The organism is Streptomyces sp. ISL-100 (assembly GCF_018614615.1).
GTDB lineage: Bacteria > Actinomycetota > Actinomycetes > Streptomycetales > Streptomycetaceae > Streptomyces.
Window position 1 is genome coordinate 35,315 of sequence record NZ_JAGGOK010000077.1, and the last position, 17,917, is coordinate 53,231.

18 protein-coding genes are annotated in these 17,917 nt (G+C 69.4%); 3 read left to right on the forward strand and 15 right to left on the reverse strand.

The window, feature by feature from the left end; all coding sequences use genetic code 11:
- Nucleotides 1-12: 12 nt before the first annotated feature.
- Nucleotides 13-504, reverse strand: a complete 492-nt coding sequence (locus tag J7E89_RS32340) for an HAD family acid phosphatase (RefSeq protein WP_214978560.1) — start codon at nucleotides 502-504, stop codon at nucleotides 13-15.
- A 68-nt stretch (nucleotides 505-572) separates the two neighbouring features.
- On the opposite strand from J7E89_RS32340, the gene J7E89_RS32345 reads away from it, so the two are divergent.
- Entirely contained in the window at nucleotides 573-1,625 is a 1,053-nt protein-coding gene (locus J7E89_RS32345) for an MsnO8 family LLM class oxidoreductase (protein WP_374196938.1), read from the forward strand.
- Here the strand turns inward: J7E89_RS32345 and J7E89_RS32350 are convergent.
- Nucleotides 1,622-1,984: a hypothetical protein gene (locus J7E89_RS32350; RefSeq protein WP_214978564.1), complete on the reverse strand. Its 363-nt coding sequence runs from the start codon at nucleotides 1,982-1,984 to the stop codon at nucleotides 1,622-1,624. The genes J7E89_RS32345 and J7E89_RS32350 overlap by 4 nt on opposite strands.
- A gap of 857 nt (nucleotides 1,985-2,841) precedes the next feature.
- Between J7E89_RS32350 and J7E89_RS32355 the strand changes: the two genes are divergently transcribed.
- Nucleotides 2,842-5,244, forward strand: a complete 2,403-nt coding sequence (locus J7E89_RS32355) for an excinuclease ABC subunit UvrA (protein ID WP_214978566.1) — start codon at nucleotides 2,842-2,844, stop codon at nucleotides 5,242-5,244.
- Between the two features lie 35 nt (nucleotides 5,245-5,279).
- On the opposite strand, the gene J7E89_RS32360 is transcribed toward J7E89_RS32355, so the two are convergent.
- The 9 genes from J7E89_RS32360 to J7E89_RS32395 form a co-directional block, all read right to left on the reverse strand.
- Nucleotides 5,280-5,765, reverse strand: coding sequence for a protease inhibitor I42 family protein (locus J7E89_RS32360; protein ID WP_214978568.1), 486 nt, complete (start codon nucleotides 5,763-5,765; stop codon nucleotides 5,280-5,282).
- Nucleotides 5,766-5,776: 11 nt separating this feature from the next.
- Nucleotides 5,777-6,199, reverse strand: a complete 423-nt coding sequence (locus tag J7E89_RS32365) for a hypothetical protein (protein WP_251061390.1) — start codon at nucleotides 6,197-6,199, stop codon at nucleotides 5,777-5,779.
- Entirely contained in the window at nucleotides 6,196-6,663 is a 468-nt protein-coding gene (locus tag J7E89_RS32370; RefSeq protein WP_214978570.1) for a protease inhibitor I42 family protein, read from the reverse strand. The genes J7E89_RS32365 and J7E89_RS32370 overlap by 4 nt, the downstream gene beginning before the upstream one ends.
- An 11-nt stretch (nucleotides 6,664-6,674) precedes the next feature.
- The gene (locus J7E89_RS41340; RefSeq protein ID WP_251061391.1) at nucleotides 6,675-7,199 is read right to left on the reverse strand and encodes a hypothetical protein; all 525 of its coding nucleotides are present in this window, start codon (nucleotides 7,197-7,199) and stop codon (nucleotides 6,675-6,677) included.
- Nucleotides 7,123-8,280: a WXG100 family type VII secretion target gene (locus J7E89_RS32375; RefSeq protein WP_251061392.1), complete on the reverse strand. Its 1,158-nt coding sequence runs from the start codon at nucleotides 8,278-8,280 to the stop codon at nucleotides 7,123-7,125. Before J7E89_RS32375 ends, J7E89_RS41340 begins: the two co-directional genes overlap by 77 nt.
- Before the next feature lie 62 nt (nucleotides 8,281-8,342).
- On the reverse strand, nucleotides 8,343-8,783 hold the full coding sequence (locus J7E89_RS32380; RefSeq protein WP_214978572.1) for a type VII secretion target: 441 nt from the start codon (nucleotides 8,781-8,783) through the stop codon (nucleotides 8,343-8,345).
- 83 nt (nucleotides 8,784-8,866) lie between these two features.
- A complete protein-coding gene (locus tag J7E89_RS32385) occupies nucleotides 8,867-9,616 on the reverse strand; it encodes a succinate dehydrogenase/fumarate reductase iron-sulfur subunit (RefSeq protein ID WP_214978574.1) in 750 nt (249 codons plus the stop codon).
- Nucleotides 9,613-11,580 (reverse strand): fumarate reductase/succinate dehydrogenase flavoprotein subunit, encoded by a 1,968-nt coding sequence (locus tag J7E89_RS32390; RefSeq protein ID WP_214978582.1) that lies wholly within the window; start codon nucleotides 11,578-11,580, stop codon nucleotides 9,613-9,615. The genes J7E89_RS32385 and J7E89_RS32390 overlap by 4 nt, the downstream gene beginning before the upstream one ends.
- A 1-nt stretch (nucleotide 11,581) precedes the next feature.
- Nucleotides 11,582-12,289 (reverse strand): succinate dehydrogenase, encoded by a 708-nt coding sequence (locus J7E89_RS32395; RefSeq protein WP_214978583.1) that lies wholly within the window; start codon nucleotides 12,287-12,289, stop codon nucleotides 11,582-11,584.
- Between the two features lie 93 nt (nucleotides 12,290-12,382).
- On the opposite strand from J7E89_RS32395, the gene J7E89_RS32400 reads away from it, so the two are divergent.
- Nucleotides 12,383-13,303, forward strand: coding sequence for a LysR family transcriptional regulator (locus J7E89_RS32400; protein ID WP_214978585.1), 921 nt, complete (start codon nucleotides 12,383-12,385; stop codon nucleotides 13,301-13,303).
- On the opposite strand, the gene J7E89_RS32405 is transcribed toward J7E89_RS32400, so the two are convergent.
- From J7E89_RS32405 to J7E89_RS32420, 4 genes are all read right to left on the reverse strand, one after another.
- Nucleotides 13,273-15,420, reverse strand: coding sequence for a putative bifunctional diguanylate cyclase/phosphodiesterase (locus J7E89_RS32405; protein ID WP_374196939.1), 2,148 nt, complete (start codon nucleotides 15,418-15,420; stop codon nucleotides 13,273-13,275). The two genes, J7E89_RS32400 and J7E89_RS32405, sit on opposite strands and share 31 nt — an antisense overlap.
- Entirely contained in the window at nucleotides 15,417-16,229 is an 813-nt protein-coding gene (locus J7E89_RS32410) for an SAM-dependent methyltransferase (protein ID WP_214978597.1), read from the reverse strand. The genes J7E89_RS32405 and J7E89_RS32410 overlap by 4 nt, the downstream gene beginning before the upstream one ends.
- A gap of 230 nt (nucleotides 16,230-16,459) precedes the next feature.
- On the reverse strand, nucleotides 16,460-17,461 hold the full coding sequence (locus J7E89_RS32415; protein WP_214978587.1) for an SCO0930 family lipoprotein: 1,002 nt from the start codon (nucleotides 17,459-17,461) through the stop codon (nucleotides 16,460-16,462).
- An 85-nt stretch (nucleotides 17,462-17,546) separates the two neighbouring features.
- On the reverse strand, nucleotides 17,547-17,917 hold a 371-nt coding region (locus tag J7E89_RS32420; protein ID WP_214978589.1), incomplete at its 5' end, for a hypothetical protein.

The following is a 17,917-nucleotide window of genomic DNA, read 5'->3' on the forward strand; positions in this document are numbered from 1 at the left end:
CACCCCTGCCCATCAGGTACGGCCCTCGCGCTCCTGCGCGTCCTTGAGCGCCACCGACGTAACCGCCCAACGGGCCCGTACGACCGTGAACCCCGCCTGCTCCGCCGCCACACACACCAGCTCATCGTCGTCGACCAGCATCCGGATCTCCCGGCCCTGCTCGGACAGCCGTTTCAGGATCTCCAGTTTCGTGTGGCGGGCGGGACGCCGGTCGTTGTCGCGGCGCATCCAGATCCGCCCCTCGGGCAGGTCCTGTGCGGCGAGCCAGTCGAGCGTGTCGCGCCGGCACCGTTCGGGGCGGCCGGTCAGATAGACGACTTCGCATTCCTCCGCGCTCTCCCGCAGCATCCGCACCCCCTCGGGCAGCGGCGGATCCTGCGGCGCCGCGCCGAAGAAGGCGTCCCAGTCCCGCGGCTGCCGCTCCAGGAAGCGCTGGCGGTGCGCCGTGTCCGCGAGTGTCCCGTCCAGGTCGAATACGGCCAGTGGCCTGCTGCTCTGCGTCATCCCGGCACCATAGGGCGCGCGGCCGGGAATCCCCACGCGGATCAGGCGTTGAAGTGGGTGTGAGCTCAGTGATCGCGCAGACCCGGTTCTCCGTACTCGACCGTTCCCGTACGCGCGAGGCGCACGGGAACGGTCCGCAGGCGCTGCGGGACACCGTGGACCTCGCCCGTCGGATCGAGGCGCTGGGGTATCACCGCTTCTGGGTGTCGGAGCACCACAGCGTGCCGGGGGTCGCCGGCTCCGCGCCGACCGTGCTCGCCTCGGCCGTCGCCGCCGCGACATCCTCGATCCGGGTCGGCACGGGCGGCGTAATGCTGCCGAATCATCAGCCGCTCGTCGTCGCGGAGCAGTTCGGCGTACTGGAGTCGCTGTTCCCCGGCCGGATCGACATGGGTCTCGGCCGCTCGGTGGGGTTCACCGACGGGATACGCCGGGCCCTGGGCCGCGACAAGAAGGACGCAGGAAGTTTCGCCACGCAGCTCGGCGAGCTGCTGGGCTATTTCACCGGCGACCAGAGCGCCCATCCCCAGGTCCACGCCCACCCCGCCGAGGGGCTGCGGATTCCCGCGTTCGTGTTGGCCACCGGCGCCGGGGCCCAGGTCGCCGCGGCGGCGGGGCTGCCGCTGGTGATCGCGGCGGCGCGCGGCGAGGACGAGATGCTGCGGGCGATCGAGGGCTACCGGGAGGCGTTCCGGCCCTCCGCGTGGGGCGAGCGGCCGTACGTCGTGCTGTCGGGCACGGTGGCCGTGGCCGGTACGTCGGACGAGGCCGCGCGGCTCCTGGTGCCGGAGGCCTGGGCATCGGCGTACTCCCGCACACACGGCTCCTTCCCGCCACTCGCACCCGCCGACGAGATCCTGGCCCGCCCCATGAGCGACCGCGAGCGCGGCCTCTTCGACGACGCCCGGCGCGGGCACATCCACGGCACGCAGGATGAGGTCGCGGACGGCTTGGAGAAGGTGCTGGGCCGCAGCGGCGCCGACGAGTACCTGGTCGCGACGAGTACGTACGACCGCGGGGCACTGCTGGACTCGTACCGGCGGCTGGCCCGCCTGGTGGGCCTCACGGATACGCAAGCCGGCCCGACCGAACAGGACGGCTGCGACAAGAGCAATCCCTAGACTTGCACCTTTCTTCCATCGGTAACTTCCCAGAAAAAACGTCGCGTCAGTTGAGGGACCTTGCCCAAAGCCTGGCGGAAGAGCCGTTCGCTCACTTCGGATGCCAGCCAGTCGCCGAGCGTTTGCCAGGCGGCAGCGTATCCCGTGGACAGCCTGCGTACCGCCATCACATCCAGCCGCGCCACACCATCTGCTGCGGCATTTCTGAGGATTCTCTGACCCTCCAGACTGTTTGGGTACGGGGCGTCCAGAGAAAGGGAAGCGCCGGATCTGACGTCACTGTCCAAGGCCTTGAGCCGGCCGTCTATCTGCGAAATGGTCAGGTCTCTGTCTGCGTAGATTGCGTCGTCCGGCAGCATAGGCGGCGGAAAACCTGGGGTCGAATAGGAAGCCGGACGACAGTTGGCCTGGATTCGATGTATGAGATCTACACGATCTCGCCACTTATCTCTGCGGTCAGGGTCAACAATCTGGCATATCGATTCCCAGATATCGCGCTCAACTTGGAGCCATTCAATCGCGACATGAATATCAACGCCCTCCCTGATATTTCCGACAATCGCTGCCGAAGTTTGGCCGTGAGGTCGGCGTCAGACGGTTTGTCGGTACCCGGTGGCGTGGCATCCTCAAGCTGCTGCACATCGACCCGGCCCGGCCTGTAAGCCAGCGCCGCCCGGGTCGCTCTCCAAAACAAATAGAGCAGTTGTAGCAAAGCAAGGAAGAATGCGAGTCGTGCGCCTGTCGCGACTCCCTTTCTCCGCTCGGAACATTGCTCCGAGGCCCCCGCAGACTTGCGCCAGGAACACAAGAGGCCCTCCGCCCTCCCAGGCTGGACGGCCGCGCCCTGTCCACCAAAGCACAACAATCAGTCCTGCAAGTCCTGCCAGGCTCCACACCCACCAAGCGATGAAGCGGGGAGCAGGCAGGGGTGCGGTCAAACCGCGTTCATTATCGCTTCGATGGTTGAACATGGCGACTCCACTGGCGGTGACGCAGCAGTCACAGCCCGGGCCGCAGCGGCGCGGAGCGGCCGACGGTACGCCTGCTCCCGTCCTCTTGAATCACGTTACCCATGAAGGCGGTTGTAGACAGCGAAACAATTCACCGATCGCCCCGCGTCGTCCATCGCACGATTGTCCCCAACCGGGCGGTGAGGTTCCTCCCGCTAGTATCGGACCGTTTGTCGCGACAACCCCCGCCGTACGGAGCCCGCCCGATGCCCAGTGTCAGCGCCCACGACCCCTATGTGCGCGTGCGCGGCGCCGACGAGCACAACCTGCGGCACGTCGACGTCGACATTCCGCGCGACGCGCTCGTCGTCTTCACCGGCGTCTCGGGCTCCGGAAAGTCGTCGCTGGCCTTCGGGACGATCTACGCCGAGGCCCAGCGCCGCTACTTCGAGTCCGTCGCGCCGTACGCCCGCCGTCTGATCCACCAGGTCGGCGCCCCCAAGGTCGGCGAGATCAGTGGTCTGCCGCCCGCCGTGTCGCTGGAGCAGCGCAGGTCGGCGCCGACTTCGCGGTCCTCGGTCGGGACGGTCACCACGCTCTCCAACTCACTGCGCATGCTGTTCTCCCGCGCAGGGACCTATCCGCCCGGCGCCGAGCGCCTCGACTCGGACGCGTTCTCGCCGAACACGGCCGCCGGCGCCTGCCCCGAATGCCACGGCCTCGGCCGCATCCACCGCACCAGCGAGGAATTGCTCGTACCGGACCCCTCGCTCTCCATCCGCGAAGGCGCGATCGAGGCCTGGCCGGGTGCCTGGCAGGGCAAGAACCTGCGCGATGTGCTGGACACGCTCGGCTACGACGTGGACCGGCCCTGGCGCGAGCTGGAGCAGCGGGACCGCGACTGGATCCTCTTCACCGACGAGCAGCCGGTCGTCACCGTGCATCCGGTGCGCGACGCCGGTCGCATTCAACGCCCGTACCAGGGCACGTACATGAGCGCCCGCCGCTACGTCATGCACACTTTCGCGGACTCCAAGAGCCAGACCCTGCGGGCGAGGGCCGAGCGCTTCCTGGCCGCCGAGCCGCGCCCGGTGTGCGGCGGCAGCCGGCTGCGTCCCGAGGCGCTCGCGGTCACGTTCGGCGGCCGTACGATCGCCGAACTGGCGGGACTTCCGCTGTCGGCGCTCGCCCGCTTGCTGGGCTCGGCGAGGGACACCGGCGAAACGTCGCGGGTCCTGACGGGTGACCTACTGGCGCGGATCGCGGTCGACACCGAGCTGGGGCTCGGCTGTCTGAGTCTCGACCGTACGACGCCGACCCTCTCCTCCGGCGAGCTGCAGCGCCTCCGGCTGGCGACGCAGCTGCGCTCGGGGCTGTTCGGTGTCGTGTACGTACTGGACGAGCCCTCCGCGGGGCTGCACCCGGCCGACACCGAGGCCCTGCTGGTCGTCCTCGGCCGGCTGAAGGCGGCGGGCAACTCGGTCTTCGTCGTGGAGCACCATCTGGACGTGGTGCGCAGTGCGGACTGGCTCGTCGATGTCGGGCCGCACGCGGGAGAGCACGGCGGCCGGGTGCTGCACAGCGGGCCGCCCGCCGCGCTGGCGGAGGTCGCGGAGTCGGCTACGCGCCGTTTCCTCTTCGACCGCGAACCGGCTCCGCCGCGCGAGGTCCGCAAGCCCTCGGGCAGGCTGAGGCTGAACGGTGTCGAGCGGCACAATGTGCGGGGCGTGGACGCCGAGTTCCCCCTCGGGGTGTTCACGGCTGTGACAGGTGTTTCGGGGTCCGGGAAGTCAACGCTGGTCGGGCAGGTGCTGGCGGGTGTCCTGGCGGACGGGACGGGCGCGGGGATGGGCTGCGCCTCGGCCGAGGGGCTGGAGGCCGTGGACCGGCTGGTGCAGGTCGACCAGCGCCCCATCGGGCGTACGCCCCGCTCGAATCTGGCGACGTACACCGGTCTCTTCGACGTCGTACGCAAGCTGTTCACCGGCACGCACGAGGCGCGGGCGCGCGGGTACAAGGCGGGCAGGTTCTCCTTCAATGTGGCGGGTGGGCGGTGCGAGACCTGCCAGGGCGAGGGATTCGTCTCGGTGGAGCTGCTCTTCCTGCCGAGTACGTACACTCCGTGCCCCGACTGCCACGGCGCGCGCTACAACCCCGAGACGCTGGAAGTCACCTTCCAGGGCCTCAGCATCGCCGAGGTGCTCGACCTGACCGTCGAGGCGGCGGCCGAGTTCTTCGCGGGCACCCCCGCCGCCGTACGCAGTCTCCGGGCGCTGCTCGATGTCGGGCTCGGCTACCTCCGGCTCGGGCAGCCCGCGACCGAGCTGTCGGGCGGCGAGGCGCAGCGCATCAAGCTGGCGAGCGAGCTTCAGGGCACGCGCCGCGGCCACACCCTGTACGTACTGGACGAACCGACGACCGGGCTGCATCCCGCCGATGTCGAGGTGCTGATGCGGCAGTTGCACGGGCTCGTGGATCAGGGGCACTCAGTGGTGGTGGTCGAGCACGACATGGCCGTGGTGGCGGGCGCCGACTGGGTGATCGACCTGGGGCCCGGCGGCGGCGACGAGGGCGGCAGCATCGTCGCGGCGGGGCCGCCCGCCGAGGTGGCACGAGCGGCCGAAAGCCGTACGGCGCCCTACTTGGCGCGGGAGCTGTCCTCCCGGTAGGCGGCCCGCAAGGAGGCCGCGGCCTCGGCTTCCGGTTATCGGACGGTGACCGTGTAGATGAAGTACTCGGGGTCGAGTCCCGGGGTTGCGGTCGCGGTGGGGAAGGGCGACTCGGAGTGGGAAGGCAACGGCGCGGGGTCGCCCACGTCGGCGTCGCAGCTGCCCAGCGGGCAGTGGAGGAGCTTGATCTTCGTGGTGCCCGGCTCGACCGCCTTGAAGTCGAAGAACTGTGTGCCGTCGGCTCCACCGTCCAATTCGCTGCCCTCCACCTCCTCGTCCTGCGCCGTGAGCCGCACTACGGCACGGTCGGGGTGAGGAGTGGCCAAAAACCAACTCTGTCCCTGCCCGGGGCTGGCCGGGACAGACAGGGTGAACTCGTCGCCCGCGCCGACCTCGATGGACCTCTCGTCGACCTCGTAGGTCGTGGGGCCGAACAGGCCGCAGCCGGAGAGCACCAGGGCTGACACCAGGGTCAGCGGCAGAGCGAGTGCGGGGACAAGCCGATTGCGCGTGGCAGACATAGGGCCGGTGTTCACCGGCCCCTGGCGCGGGAGTTACGGCGCAGGCCGATCAGCTCGGCCACGGACTCCAGCCAGCGGGCGGTGGTTTCGTCGCCCTGGACCGGGCGGGCGACGGTGCCGGCAGCCTCCAGCCAGCCGCGGACGGTATCCGTGGCGTCCTGGCTTGGAAGCAGCTCGGGGAGCTGGGCCGCGTACCGTACGCCGCCACTGCGCACCACCTTGGCGAGGAACGAGACCGATCGCGGCAGCACACCGAGCCGGTCCAGGGTGACCGCGGCTCCGATCGCACCGTCGCCGAACAGGGCCGTACGGTGCGGGCCTTCGGCGGGGATGCCGTAGCGCAGCATCCTGGTGGTGTCGAGGCGGGCGCAGTCGTCGTCGGTCTTGGTGGGGCGGCGCGGGGTGGAGTCCATGGGTGCCTCGGATCCGGTCATCGGACGGTGACCGTGTAGATGAAGTACTCGCGGTCGTTCTCGCCGGGGGATCCGCTCGCGACGGGGATCGGTGACCCGGAGGGCGACGGCGCGGGGTCGCCGAACTTGGCTGCACAGGTGCCGAGCTTGCAGTAGAGCAGTTTGATCTTCGTGGTTCCCGGCTCGACCGCCCGGAAGGTGAAGGACTGAGTTCCGCCGCCTCCGCCCACATTCCCGCCGTCGTCCTCGTACTCCTCGTCCTGGCCCTGGAGCCGGACGACGTCACGGTCGGGACGGGGGTCGGCCACGTACCAGTTCTCGCCGAGCGAGGGACTGGCCGGTACGGACAGCGTGAACTCGTCGCCCGCTTCGACCTCGACGCTCCGCTCGTCGACCTCGTAGGTCTCGGGGCCGAAGAGGCCGCAGCCGGCCAGGGCCAAGGCGGACAGCGGCAGGGCGAAGGCGGCTACGAGTCGATTGCGCATGACGGAGTTCCTCATTCTGCCGGAAGGTGGACGGCGTAGGCGTCGGGCAGATCCTTGTCGGAGGCCTTGCCCATCTGGCCGTTGACGAAGTCGTCCTCGCTGACCCAGGTGGTCGTGCCCCAGGGGTTGTAGATCTGCAGCATGTTCCCCTCCTGGCCGACGATCATCATCGAGTGGCCGGCACGATCGCCGTTGGCGTCCGTGCCTTCGACGCCGATCGGGACCGGCTTGCCCTCCGCGACGGCCTTCTCGATGTCCGGCAGCACATCGCGACGAGCGTCGGCGCTCCTGGTTTCCTGGAACTCGTACTCGCTACCGGTGTGCGGGCTGATCTCCTTGTTGGCGACGGTGGTCTTGCCGTCGTTGTCCATGCCGTCCGGTGTACTGCCGAACGGGAAGTCGTACTCGTTGTCACCGTCGCCCTCTTCGTGCACGCGGAGCTGTTCGTTCCCCAGGCGCTCACGGAAAGCGGCGGGGTCGTCCTCCTGGCCCGACGGGCCGCCGGTGAGTTCGAGGGCGTACACAGGGTCGACCATGGCACGGCCGCTGACGACGGTGGACGGCACACACGTGTTGCCGTCCTGGGACCAGCGCTCCCCGTTGAATGCCTGGTCGTCCTTGTTCTTGTTCGAACCGTCGGAGTTGAGGCCCTCGTTCTTCATGCTGTCGCCCGCCGTGGTGACCGGCGTCAGGTGCCGCTGCAGCCAGGCCGGGTCCTTGCCGTGGATCTTGTCGCGGAACTCCGAGACCTCGTTCAGGTCGTATCCGGCGGCGGAGAGCCTTCACCAGGTACGCGCGCTCCTGGGGGCTCTTGGATTCGGCGAGCATCCGCTCGAATTCCGCCTGGTCGCGGGCGTTCATGCGCTCCATGGCCTTGCCCGATCGCTCCAGGTCGTTGGCGGTGAGCAGCTCGTTCATCTCGGCCGGCCCGCCGGTTCCTGAAATGTCGGCCAGGACGAGACGGTCGGCGGCGGAGATGTTGTCGGTCTTCATCTTGCCCGCACGGGCCTCGGCCGCGAACTTGTTCAGGTCGCGGGCAGCCTCACGGGCCGCGTCGTCGGCCTTCTCCGCCGCCGCGTGCATGGTCTTCGCTCCGGCGGAGGCGATGTTGCGGGCGCGCAGCCGCTCCGCTTCCTCGGCGTCCTTCTCGACCATGTCGTCGAAGAAGCCGTCCTCGCCCCCGAGCATGCCGAGCGCTTCGCGCAGCTGCTCGCGGCCGCCCTTGTCCGCGGACTGCGCGGTGGTCAGGGCGTCGGAGAGGAGGATCAGGGCCCTTCGCGCGCCGCGGATTGCCTCGTCCATCTGCGCGGCCGCTCGCGCCGCCGCCGAGACCACTTCCTGGGCCTTGGCGCCGGTGCTGCCCACCCAGGCGTCGGGCAGGCCCTTCTGGGCGATCTGCTCGACCCGGTCCTGGACGTCCCTCGCCGCATCGGCCTGCTTGGCGTACCGCTTGGCGATGTCGTCGAGGGTGCTGGGGGAGCCGACGGGCGCCGAGACGTTCAGGGCGTTCTGGATGGCCTCGATGAGGGTGTTCTTGTCGCCTGCACCGGCTATGGACCGCTGGTAACCGGCGAGCTTCTCCCGGCGGTCGGTGGTGGATTCGCCTGCGTCGGGCATGGCTTTGCGGCCTCCGGCATTTCGGTTCGGAGAGGTCAACAGGTGGAGGGAGGAGGCAGCGCTCAGCCGAAGTCGGCAAGGCCGACGGGGGGCGAACCGGGCGGAGGCGGGCCGGCAGCCGGCATGGTGCGCATGCCGGGTGCGGACCCGGCAGGCGCGGGCGCCGGCATGGTCGTCAGGCCGCCGCCCCCGCTCGACTGAAGGTCATTCATCGTTTGGACGTCGGCGCCGTGGTAATTCGCCTTTGAGATACGGACCTTGTCGGCCAGCTCATGCAGCGCGCTCTCCAGGACCTTGGCCTCGGCCTGCCACGCTTCGGAGAAGTTGTTGAACGCCGGGCCCGAGTCCGAACCGCCCAGGGCGTCCGGCGTGTAGCAGAGCTGCTCCTGGAGAGCTGCGCCGATGTCACCGGCGTCGTCGCCCGCCCGGTCGAGCTTGTCCGCCTCGGCGTCCATCCCGCTCTTCTGGACGCGGTAGCCACCCTGTTGCGTCTGCCCGGCCATCTTCCCCCGCTTGCAAGCCGATCCCGATCTTGGGGCGAAAGATTAGCAGCAGGGGGTGACATGCCCACAACCACGATGCCGGCTCAGCGGCGCGGCGCCTTCCGCGAGGCCCGCAGCCACTCCTTGTTCATCGCGGCGATGGACGGCAGCGGGATGCCCTTCGGGCAGGCCGTGGCGCACTCGCCCGCCAGGGTGCAGCCGCCGAAGCCCTCTTCGTCCATGGTCGCGACCATGTCCAGGACACGCGTCTCGCGCTCCGGAGCGCCCTGCGGGAGAACATTGAGGTGGTTGATCTTCGCGGAGGTGAAAAGCATCGCCGAGCCGTTCGGGCAGGCCGCGACGCACGCGCCGCAGCCGATGCACTCGGCGTGCTCGAACGCGAAGTCGGCGTCCGCCTTGGGAACGGGCGTGGCGTGCGCTTCGGGGGCGGCGCCCGTCGGGACGCTGATGTAGCCGCCGGCGCCGATGATCCGGTCGAACGCCGACCGGTCCACGACCAGGTCCTTGACCACCGGGAAGGCTCCCGCGCGCCACGGCTCGACGTCGACGGTGTCACCGTCGTTGAAGTGCCGCATGTGCAGCTGGCAGGTGGTGGTGCGCTCCGGTCCGTGCGCGTCGCCGTTGATGACGACACCGCACGCACCGCAGATGCCCTCGCGGCAGTCATGGTCGAAGGCGATGGGCTCGTCGCCGCGCAGGATCAGGGTCTCGTTGAGCGTGTCGAGCATCTCCAGGAAGGACATGTCCTCGGCGATGTCGTCGATGTCGTACGTGACCATCTCGCCGGGGGCGTCGGCATTGCGCTGGCGCCAGACGCGCAGGGTGAGCCTCATGCGTAACTCCGCTGGGTGGGGTGGACGTAGGCGAATTCGAGGGTTTCCTTGTGCAGGACGGGCGCCGCGCCCGTACCCGCGAACTCCCAGGCGGCGGCGTACGAGAACTCCTCGTCCCTGCGCTCCGCCTCACCGCCCTCGCTTTGGCTCTCCTCGCGGAAGTGGCCACCGCAGGATTCGGTGCGGTGCAGTGCGTCGAGGCAGAGCAGCTCGGCGAGCTCCAGGTAGTCCACGACGCGGTTGGCCTTCTCCAGCGACTGGTTGAGCTCCTCGCCCGTACCCGGCACCTTGATCCTTCGCCAGAACTCGTCGCGGATCTCCGGGATGCGGCCGAGCGCCTTGCGCAGGCCCTCCTCGGTGCGGGCCATCCCGCAGTACTCCCACAGGAGTTCACCGATCTCCTTGTGGAAGGAGTCGGGGGTGCGGTCACCGTCGACGGCGAGCAGTCGCTCCAGACGGTCGTTGGTCTCCGCGACCGCGCGCACCGCCTCCGGGTGGCTCGCGTCGATGTCGGCGTGGTGGGGGTTGCGGGCGAGGTAGTCGTTGATGGTGGACGGCAGGACGAAGTAGCCGTCGGCCAGGCCCTGCATCAGCGCTGAGGCGCCGAGGCGGTTTGCCCCGTGGTCGGAGAAGTTGGCCTCGCCGATCGCGAAGAGGCCGGGGACGGTGGTCTGGAGGTCGTAGTCGACCCAGAGGCCGCCCATCGTGTAGTGGATCGCCGGGTAGATGCGCATGGGCACCTCGTACGGGTTCTCGGCGGTGATCCGCTCGTACATCTCGAAGAGGTTGCCGTACTTCTCCTCGACCGCCTTGCGGCCGAGACGCCGGATCGCGTCGGCGAAGTCGAGGTAGACGCCCTGCCCGCCGGGGCCGACGCCGCGCCCCTCGTCGCAGACGTTCTTCGCGGCCCGCGAGGCGATGTCGCGCGGAACGAGGTTGCCGAAGGACGGGTAGATGCGCTCCAGGTAGTAGTCGCGCTCGTCCTCGGGGATGTCGGCCGGCGGGCGGTTGTCGCCCTGTGCCCTGGGCACCCAGATGCGGCCGTCGTTGCGCAGCGACTCGCTCATCAGGGTGAGCTTGGACTGGTGGTCGCCGGAGCGCGGGATGCAGGTGGGGTGGATCTGGGTGAAGCACGGGTTGGCGAAGTACGCGCCGCGCCGGTGGGCCCGCCAGATCGCCGTCGCGTTGGAGTTCTTGGCGTTCGTGGAGAGGTAGAAGACGTTGCCGTAGCCGCCGCTCGCGAGCACCACGGCGTCCGCGAAGTACGTGTCGATCCGGCCGGTGATCAGGTCGCGCGCGACGATGCCGCGCGCCCGCCCGTCGACGACGATCAGGTCCAGCATCTCGGTGCGCGCGTGCATCTCGACGTTGCCTGCGGCGATCTGCCGGGACAGCGCCTGGTAGGCGCCGAGCAAAAGCTGCTGTCCCGTCTGGCCTCGGGCGTAGAACGTCCTCGACACCTGTACGCCGCCGAAGGAGCGGGTGTCGAGCAGGCCGCCGTACTCGCGCGCGAAGGGCACGCCCTGCGCGACGCACTGGTCGATGATCTCGACGGAGATCTGCGCGAGCCGGTGGACGTTGGACTCGCGGGCGCGGAAGTCGCCGCCCTTGACGGTGTCGTAGAAGAGGCGGTGGATGGAGTCGCCGTCGTTGCGGTAGTTCTTGGCGGCGTTGATGCCGCCTTGCGCGGCGATGGAGTGGGCGCGGCGCGGTGAGTCCTGGTAGCAGAACTGGACGACGTGGTAGCCCTGTTCGGCGAGCGTGGCGCCTGCCGCGCCGCCCGCGAGGCCAGTGCCGACGACGATGACGGTGTGCTTGCGGCGGTTGGCCGGGTTGACCAGCTTGGCTTCGAAGCGGCGAGTGTCCCAGCGCTCGGCGATGGGGCCGGAGGGGGCCTTGGTGTCGACGACCGGCGCGCCGGTCGCGTACACCGTGTAGTCGGTGCATTCCGGGTAATCGCTCATGTCAGCTCACCACTCCAGTCATCACGGCGACCGGTACGGAGATGAATCCGGCGGTCAGCACCAGCGCCAGGCCATTGGCCACGGCCTTGAGAATCCGGTCGCGCCGCGCGTTCCCCACGCCCAGCGTCTGCGCGGCGCTCCAGAAGCCGTGCCGGATGTGCAGCCCCACGGCCAGCATGGCCACGAGGTAGATGACGTTCCCGTACCAGGTGCTGAAGGTCGCGACGACGTTCTCGTACGGGCGCCCCGGCTGGGCGTTCTCGTTCACCGTGAGCGTCGTCAGGTCCAGCAGGTGCCACACGATGAACAGCGCGAGGATGATCCCGCCCCACTGCATGGTCCGCGTCGCGTAGCTCGCCCGCCGCCGCTTGTGGACGTACTTGCTCGGCCGCGCCTTGATGTCCCGCCTGCTGAGCTGGTACGCCGCGACGCCGTGCAGCACGACCGCCGCGAGCAGCACCACGCGCACGACCCACAGTGCCCACTCGTAATGCAGGAGGGGCTCCCCCATGGTCCGCAGCCAGTGCGCGTACGCGTTGAACTCCCCGGAACCGAAGAAGATCTTGAGGTTGCCGAGCATGTGGGCGACCAGGTACATCAGCATGATCAGGCCGCTCACGGCCATCACCGTCTTCTTGCCGACGGTCGATCCCCAGAACGATCGCGTGAGTGACGGTTGCCGTTCTTCCGTCCGCGTAGCCAGTGCCATGGGGCTGACGTTAGGGCCGTCGCACCTCAGAGGTCCAAGACATGGTCCAGCTCATGTCCATAGGCTGTGGCTATCCTCGATATCGTTGGGCGCATGCAGTTCCAGCAGCTCCTCTATTTCGTGACCGTCGCCGAGACCCTGCACTTCACCCACGCCGCCGAGCAGGTGCACGTCTCCCAGCCGTCCCTCTCCCAGCAGATCCGCGCGCTGGAGAAGGAGCTGGGCGCCGACCTGTTCACCCGGGCCCGCGGCAACATCGCCCTCACCGACGCCGGTGAGGCTCTGCTGCCGCTCGCCCGGCGCATCCTCGCCGACGCCGACACCGCCCGGCATGAAGTCCAGGAGCTGGCGCAGCTGCGGCGCGGCCGGGTGCGGCTCGGTGCGACGCCGAGCCTGTGCACCGGGCTGCTCCCGGACGTACTGCGGACCTTCCACGATCTGCATCCCGGCATCCAGCTGCTGATCGAGGAGAGCGGCTCGCACGATCTCGTACGGGAGCTGGCGCGCGGCGCACTCGACCTCGCCCTGGTCGTGCTGCCGCTGCCGACGCCGTCGCCCGCCCTGACCACCGTCGGGCTGCTGCACGAGGACCTGGTCGTGGTCTCCTCGGCATCGCTGCCCCGTCCAGGGAAAGGCGGCAGGTCCGTACGCATCGCCGATCTTGAGGGCGAGCCGCTGGTGATGTTCCGGCACGGCTACGACCTGCGCGAGCTGACCGTCGCCGCCTGCCGCGCCGAAGGCTTCGAGCCGTCGTTCACGGTGGAGGGCGGCGAGATGGACGCCGTTCTCGGCTTCGTACGGGCCGGGCTCGGGCTCGCCGTCGTACCGCGCATGGTGGCCGCGCGGGCGGGGCGCGACCTGCGGGTCACGCCGCTGGCGCGGCCGGGCCTGCACCGTACGATCGCACTCGCGCACCGCAGCGACGTGGCTCCGCCGCGCGCGGCGCGCGAGCTCCAGAACGTACTCCTCGCTTCCCGGGTCCGTCAGACGGCGTCGGCCAGCAGCAAGGTGTGAATGCGGTCCGGTGCGCCGGGCCTGGCGTAGTACCAGCCCTGCGCGGTGTCGCAGCCGAGCTCGCGCAACTGCGCGGCCTGCGCGCCCGTCTCCACACCCTCCACCGTGACGGCCAGCTTCAGGCTGTGCGCCAGGGACACGATGCCCTCGACGATCTTCAGGTCGACGTCGTCGGCCGGGTGCTGCTGCATGGACCGGGTGAAGGAACGGTCCAGCTTCAGCACGCTCACCGGCAGCCTGCGCAGATTGGCGAGGTTGGAGTATCCGGTGCCGAAGTCGTCGAGCGCGATGTCCACTCCCATCTCGGCGAGCTGGCGCAGCGGCTTGAGCAGGTCGTCGTCGGCGCCGATCAGCGCCGACTCGGTGACTTCCAGACACAAAGCGCCCGGTTCGAGACCCGCGCGCTCCAGCACGTCCACTGTGTCGGCGACGAGACGGGGGTGGTGGAGCTGCATCGGTGAGAGGTTCACGTTGATGCGCAGCGGACCGCCGTCCGTGTGCCGCTCCTGCCAGAATCTGGCCTGGCGTACGGACTCTTCGAGCACCCAGCGGCCGAGCGGGACGATCAGCCCGGTGTGCTCGGCGAGCGGGATGAACCGGTCGGGGCCGAGAACGCCGTGCTGCGGATGGCACCAGCGCACCAGCGCCTCCGCGCCGTGCACACTGCCGTCGCCGAGGTGCACGAGCGGCTGGTACTCGATGAAGAACTCGTTGCGCTCCAGCGCGGCGGGCAGGGCGTTGGTGAGCCCGTGCCGGGTGATGGCGCGGGCGTCCGCCTCGGCGTCGGCGGTCTCGAAGCGGTTGCCGCCCGCCGACTTGGCGCGGTACATGGTGATGTCGGCGCTCCGCAGCACCTCCGCCGGGCCGCGTTCGCCGGCCGGGCCTTCGACGATGCCGATGCTGCCGCGTACGGTCAGATCCCGGCCCTCGATGCGGATCGGGGCCGCCAGCGCGTTCAGGATGCGGGCGGCGAGCTCGTCGACCTCCTGGCGGGTGTCGGGGCCGGTGGTGAGCGCCACGAACTCGTCGCCGCCGAGCCTGGCCACCATCTCGCCGGGCGCTGTCGCGCAGCTCTGGAGGCGGTCGGCGACCTCGACGAGCAGCCGGTCGCCGGCCGAGTGGCCGAGGCTGTCGTTGACCGCCTTGAAGCCGTCGAGATCGAGGTAGCACAGGCCGAAGCGCATGCCGTCGCCCGCGGACAGGGCCTTCTCCAGGCGCTCGAAGAAGAGCGTGCGGTTCGGCAGACCGGTCAGGGCATCATGAGTCGCCTCGTAGCGGAGTCGCAGGTTGAGCAGCCGCCGCTCGGTGGTGTCCTCCATGAGCGCCAGCTGGTACTGCGGCCGGCCGTCGGCGTCGCGCAGCAGCGAGACCGTCAGATTGGTCCACAGGACCGTGCCGTCAGTGCGGTAGTACGGCTTCTCCACGCGGTAGTTCTCGCGCTCGCCGCGCACCAGCTCGCCGTACAGCTTCCAGACGTGCGGCGTGTCCTCGGGGTGCACCCACTCGCTGACCTTCCGGCCGCGCATGTAGTGGTCGAGCCCGCCGAACATGCGCATGAGCGCTTCGTTGACCTCCAGGATGTTGCCTTCGAGATCCGCGATGCCGATGCCGACCGCCGCTCCCTCGAAGACCGCGCGAAAGCGCGTCTCGGTGTCGTGCAGCGCCTTCTGCGCCTCGCTGCTCGCCACCAGGGACGACCGTGCGACCGCCTCCTGCTCGGCGAGCGTGCGCTCACGCAGGGCCTGCGCGAAGCCGGCGGCGATGGCGTGCTGGAGCCGGGCGCAGCGGGCCCGGTGCTCCTCGGCCTCGGCGGGCGAGTCCTCCTCCCCGGCGCAGTACAGCACCAGGTAGGAGTCGACGACTCCGAGCGTACGGACGAGGGCTTCCGGGTCGGTGCAGTGGGCGGCGACCAGAGCGGCACCGACCTCGTGCGCCGGCGCCGTGTCGAAGGGCCGGCGGTGCAGCGCGGCGCTCAACTGCCGCGCGAGTGGCAGCAGGTGCCGCTCAACCTCGGGCCGGGTCATGGAGGTTGCGGTGACGGGGAAGATCGCCCGGCTCCAGATGGTGGCAAACCGCCCGAGTCTGTCGTCCACCGGTGCCTGCGATGGCACGCTCACGCCTTGCGTCCCACTCCTGCGAAGCCCGAGAAGGCGAATGGATCCTCCTGCGCGAGCGGGGTCTGAGGCCGCCACTCGGGCATCGCGACCAGTCCCGGCTCGACCATCTCGAATCCCTCGAAGAACCGCATGACCTGCTCGCGCGAGCGCATGATCAGCGGGTTCTTGATGTTCTTGTAGACCCCGACCGTGCCGCCCGCCTGCTCCTGGGTGAGCGGGATTCCTTCGTACGAGGCGTGAGTGAGGATCAGGACGCTGCCGGGCGCGAGGGCGTCGCGCAGGGTGTCGACGGCGGCCTGCGGATCGTCGGCGTCCTCGACGAAGTGGAGTACGGCGACGAGCAGCAGCGCCACCGGCCGGTCCAGATCGATGAGTTCGCCGACGACGGGGCTGTTGAGGATCTCCTGCGGCTTGCGCAGGTCGGCAGCCGCCACACCGGCCCGGTCGTTGCCCGCGAGCACGGCCTGGCTGTGCGCGACGGCGACCGGGTCGTGGTCGATGTACGCGACGCGGGCCTCGGGGTTGGCCGCCTGGGCAACCTCGTGGACGTTGCCGAAGGTCGGTATGCCCGATCCGATGTCGAGGAACTGGGTGATGCCCTCGTCGGCCGCGAAGCGCACCGCGCGGCGCATGAACGCCCGGTTCGCCTGCATGATCTTCGGGAGGCCCGGCATGAACTCCATTGCCTTGCGGGCTGCTTGCCTGTCGACCTCGAAGTTGTGCGAACCGCCCAGGTAGAAGTCGTAAATCCGGGACACGCTCGGCACCGTGAGGTCGATGCCCTGTGGTGCCCAGGCGGGTCGCTCCATCATGTCTCCAACTCATCGCCACGGGACATCCGGTCATGAGCAAGACCGGTGTTCGAGCCGAGGCTACTGATCGGCAGGCATCAGAGCGAGCAAAAACGGAAATTCGCGGTCCGTTCTCGGTCACACGCCGCAGGCATGTGCGGCATAAATGACCGGCCCGTCCCTTCCGCGGCGGGGCGGAGAGACGGGCCGGCCGGGCCGGGCGCCACAGCGTGGGGACGCTGTCGGAGCTACTTGGGCGCGCCGACCAGCTTGCCCTCGGGCGAGACCGCGTACCAAGTGCCACCGACGCCCTGGCCGTTGGTGTCACCCGGCTTCGCGTCGCCCGAGAAGGTGTAGAGGGGCCAGCAGTCGATCGTCTGCTGCTTGATTCCGTCGGGGCGGTCGAAGGTGACGAAGCCCTTCTTGAGGATGCCTTCGGTGTCGTTCTTCTCGACCGGCGGGACGACCGGCCACTTGTCGAGGCAGGCGCCGGTGCAGGCGGTCTTCATCGGCCAGGCGGAGTCTTTCTTGAACCGGTAGACCGTCATGCCGTTGGAGTCGACCACGACGTCGCCGAGCTTGGCGTCCTTGCGTACGGACATGCCCGCGAGGTCGGCGGGGTTCTCGGCCTCGCCCGCGTCACCGGCATCTCCCTCGTCACCGGCGCCACCGGCCGCCGCGCCCGGTGCGGCCTTCTTGCCGTCGGGGGCGGAGGCGAACCAAGTGCCGCCGACGCCCTGGCCCTTGGCGTCGCCGGGCTTGGCATCCTTGGCGAAGCGGTACATGGGCCAGCCGCCGATGGTGAGCTGTTTGGTGCCGTCGGCCCTGGCCACCTCGCCGAGCATCGAGGCGTCGGTACCAGGGGCGGCCGTGGCGTCGCCGGCCGGCACGACCGGCCAGGCCTTCGCACAGTCGCCCTCGCAATTCGACTTCGGCGGGCTGGCGGTGTCCTTGTCGAACCGGTAGAGCGTGAAACCCTCGCTGTCGGTGAGGACCTCGCCGAGCTTCTTGCTGTCCCAGACGGCGAGTTGTCCCGCGGCCTTGGGTGCGGCGGCCCCGCCGGCGGCGTCGTCGCCGTAACCGCCCTTGTCGGAGCCGTAGCCGGTGTCGGCGGGCTGCTGCGCCGGGTTGGCATTTCCCACCGCCTGGCCGTTGGGGGACTCGGTCGCCGTGTCCTGACCGCACGCCGTCGTCAGCGCCATCACAGCCGCCGCCGTCACCGCGAGCGAGACGTTCCGCCAGGTCTTCATGTGGACTCCTGTGCACCGAGGGTGTGTTGCGACGCCGTTGTGCGTCGCTCATGGCCCTAGGTACGGGCGGGGAGTGTCCCGGTGTTCAACGCGTTCGCAGAAATTTCCCAATGACCTTCGCGGCGCGCCCGGCCATCTCAAACGCAAAGCCGCGAAAGTCCCACCCATCAGGCGAATTGAGCGGGACCGCAGCGTGCCGGTGGTCCGCCCGGACGATGATCCCGAACGTGCACCCTCCGTCCCCAGGACGCCTGTTGGCCGCCACCACCTTGGTCTGGCTGCTGCTGAGCCCCGTACCGGCCGCCGCCGACAACTGTTCGTACGCCTCCATTTTACCCAGCAGTGAGATGTCGTCGGGCTCGGCGGTCGCCGTCGCGGGAAGCGCGACCTGCACGGCGGGCCCGAAACCGAAGCCCCCGCCGACGCCCACCCCGGCGCCACCGCCACCGCCACCAC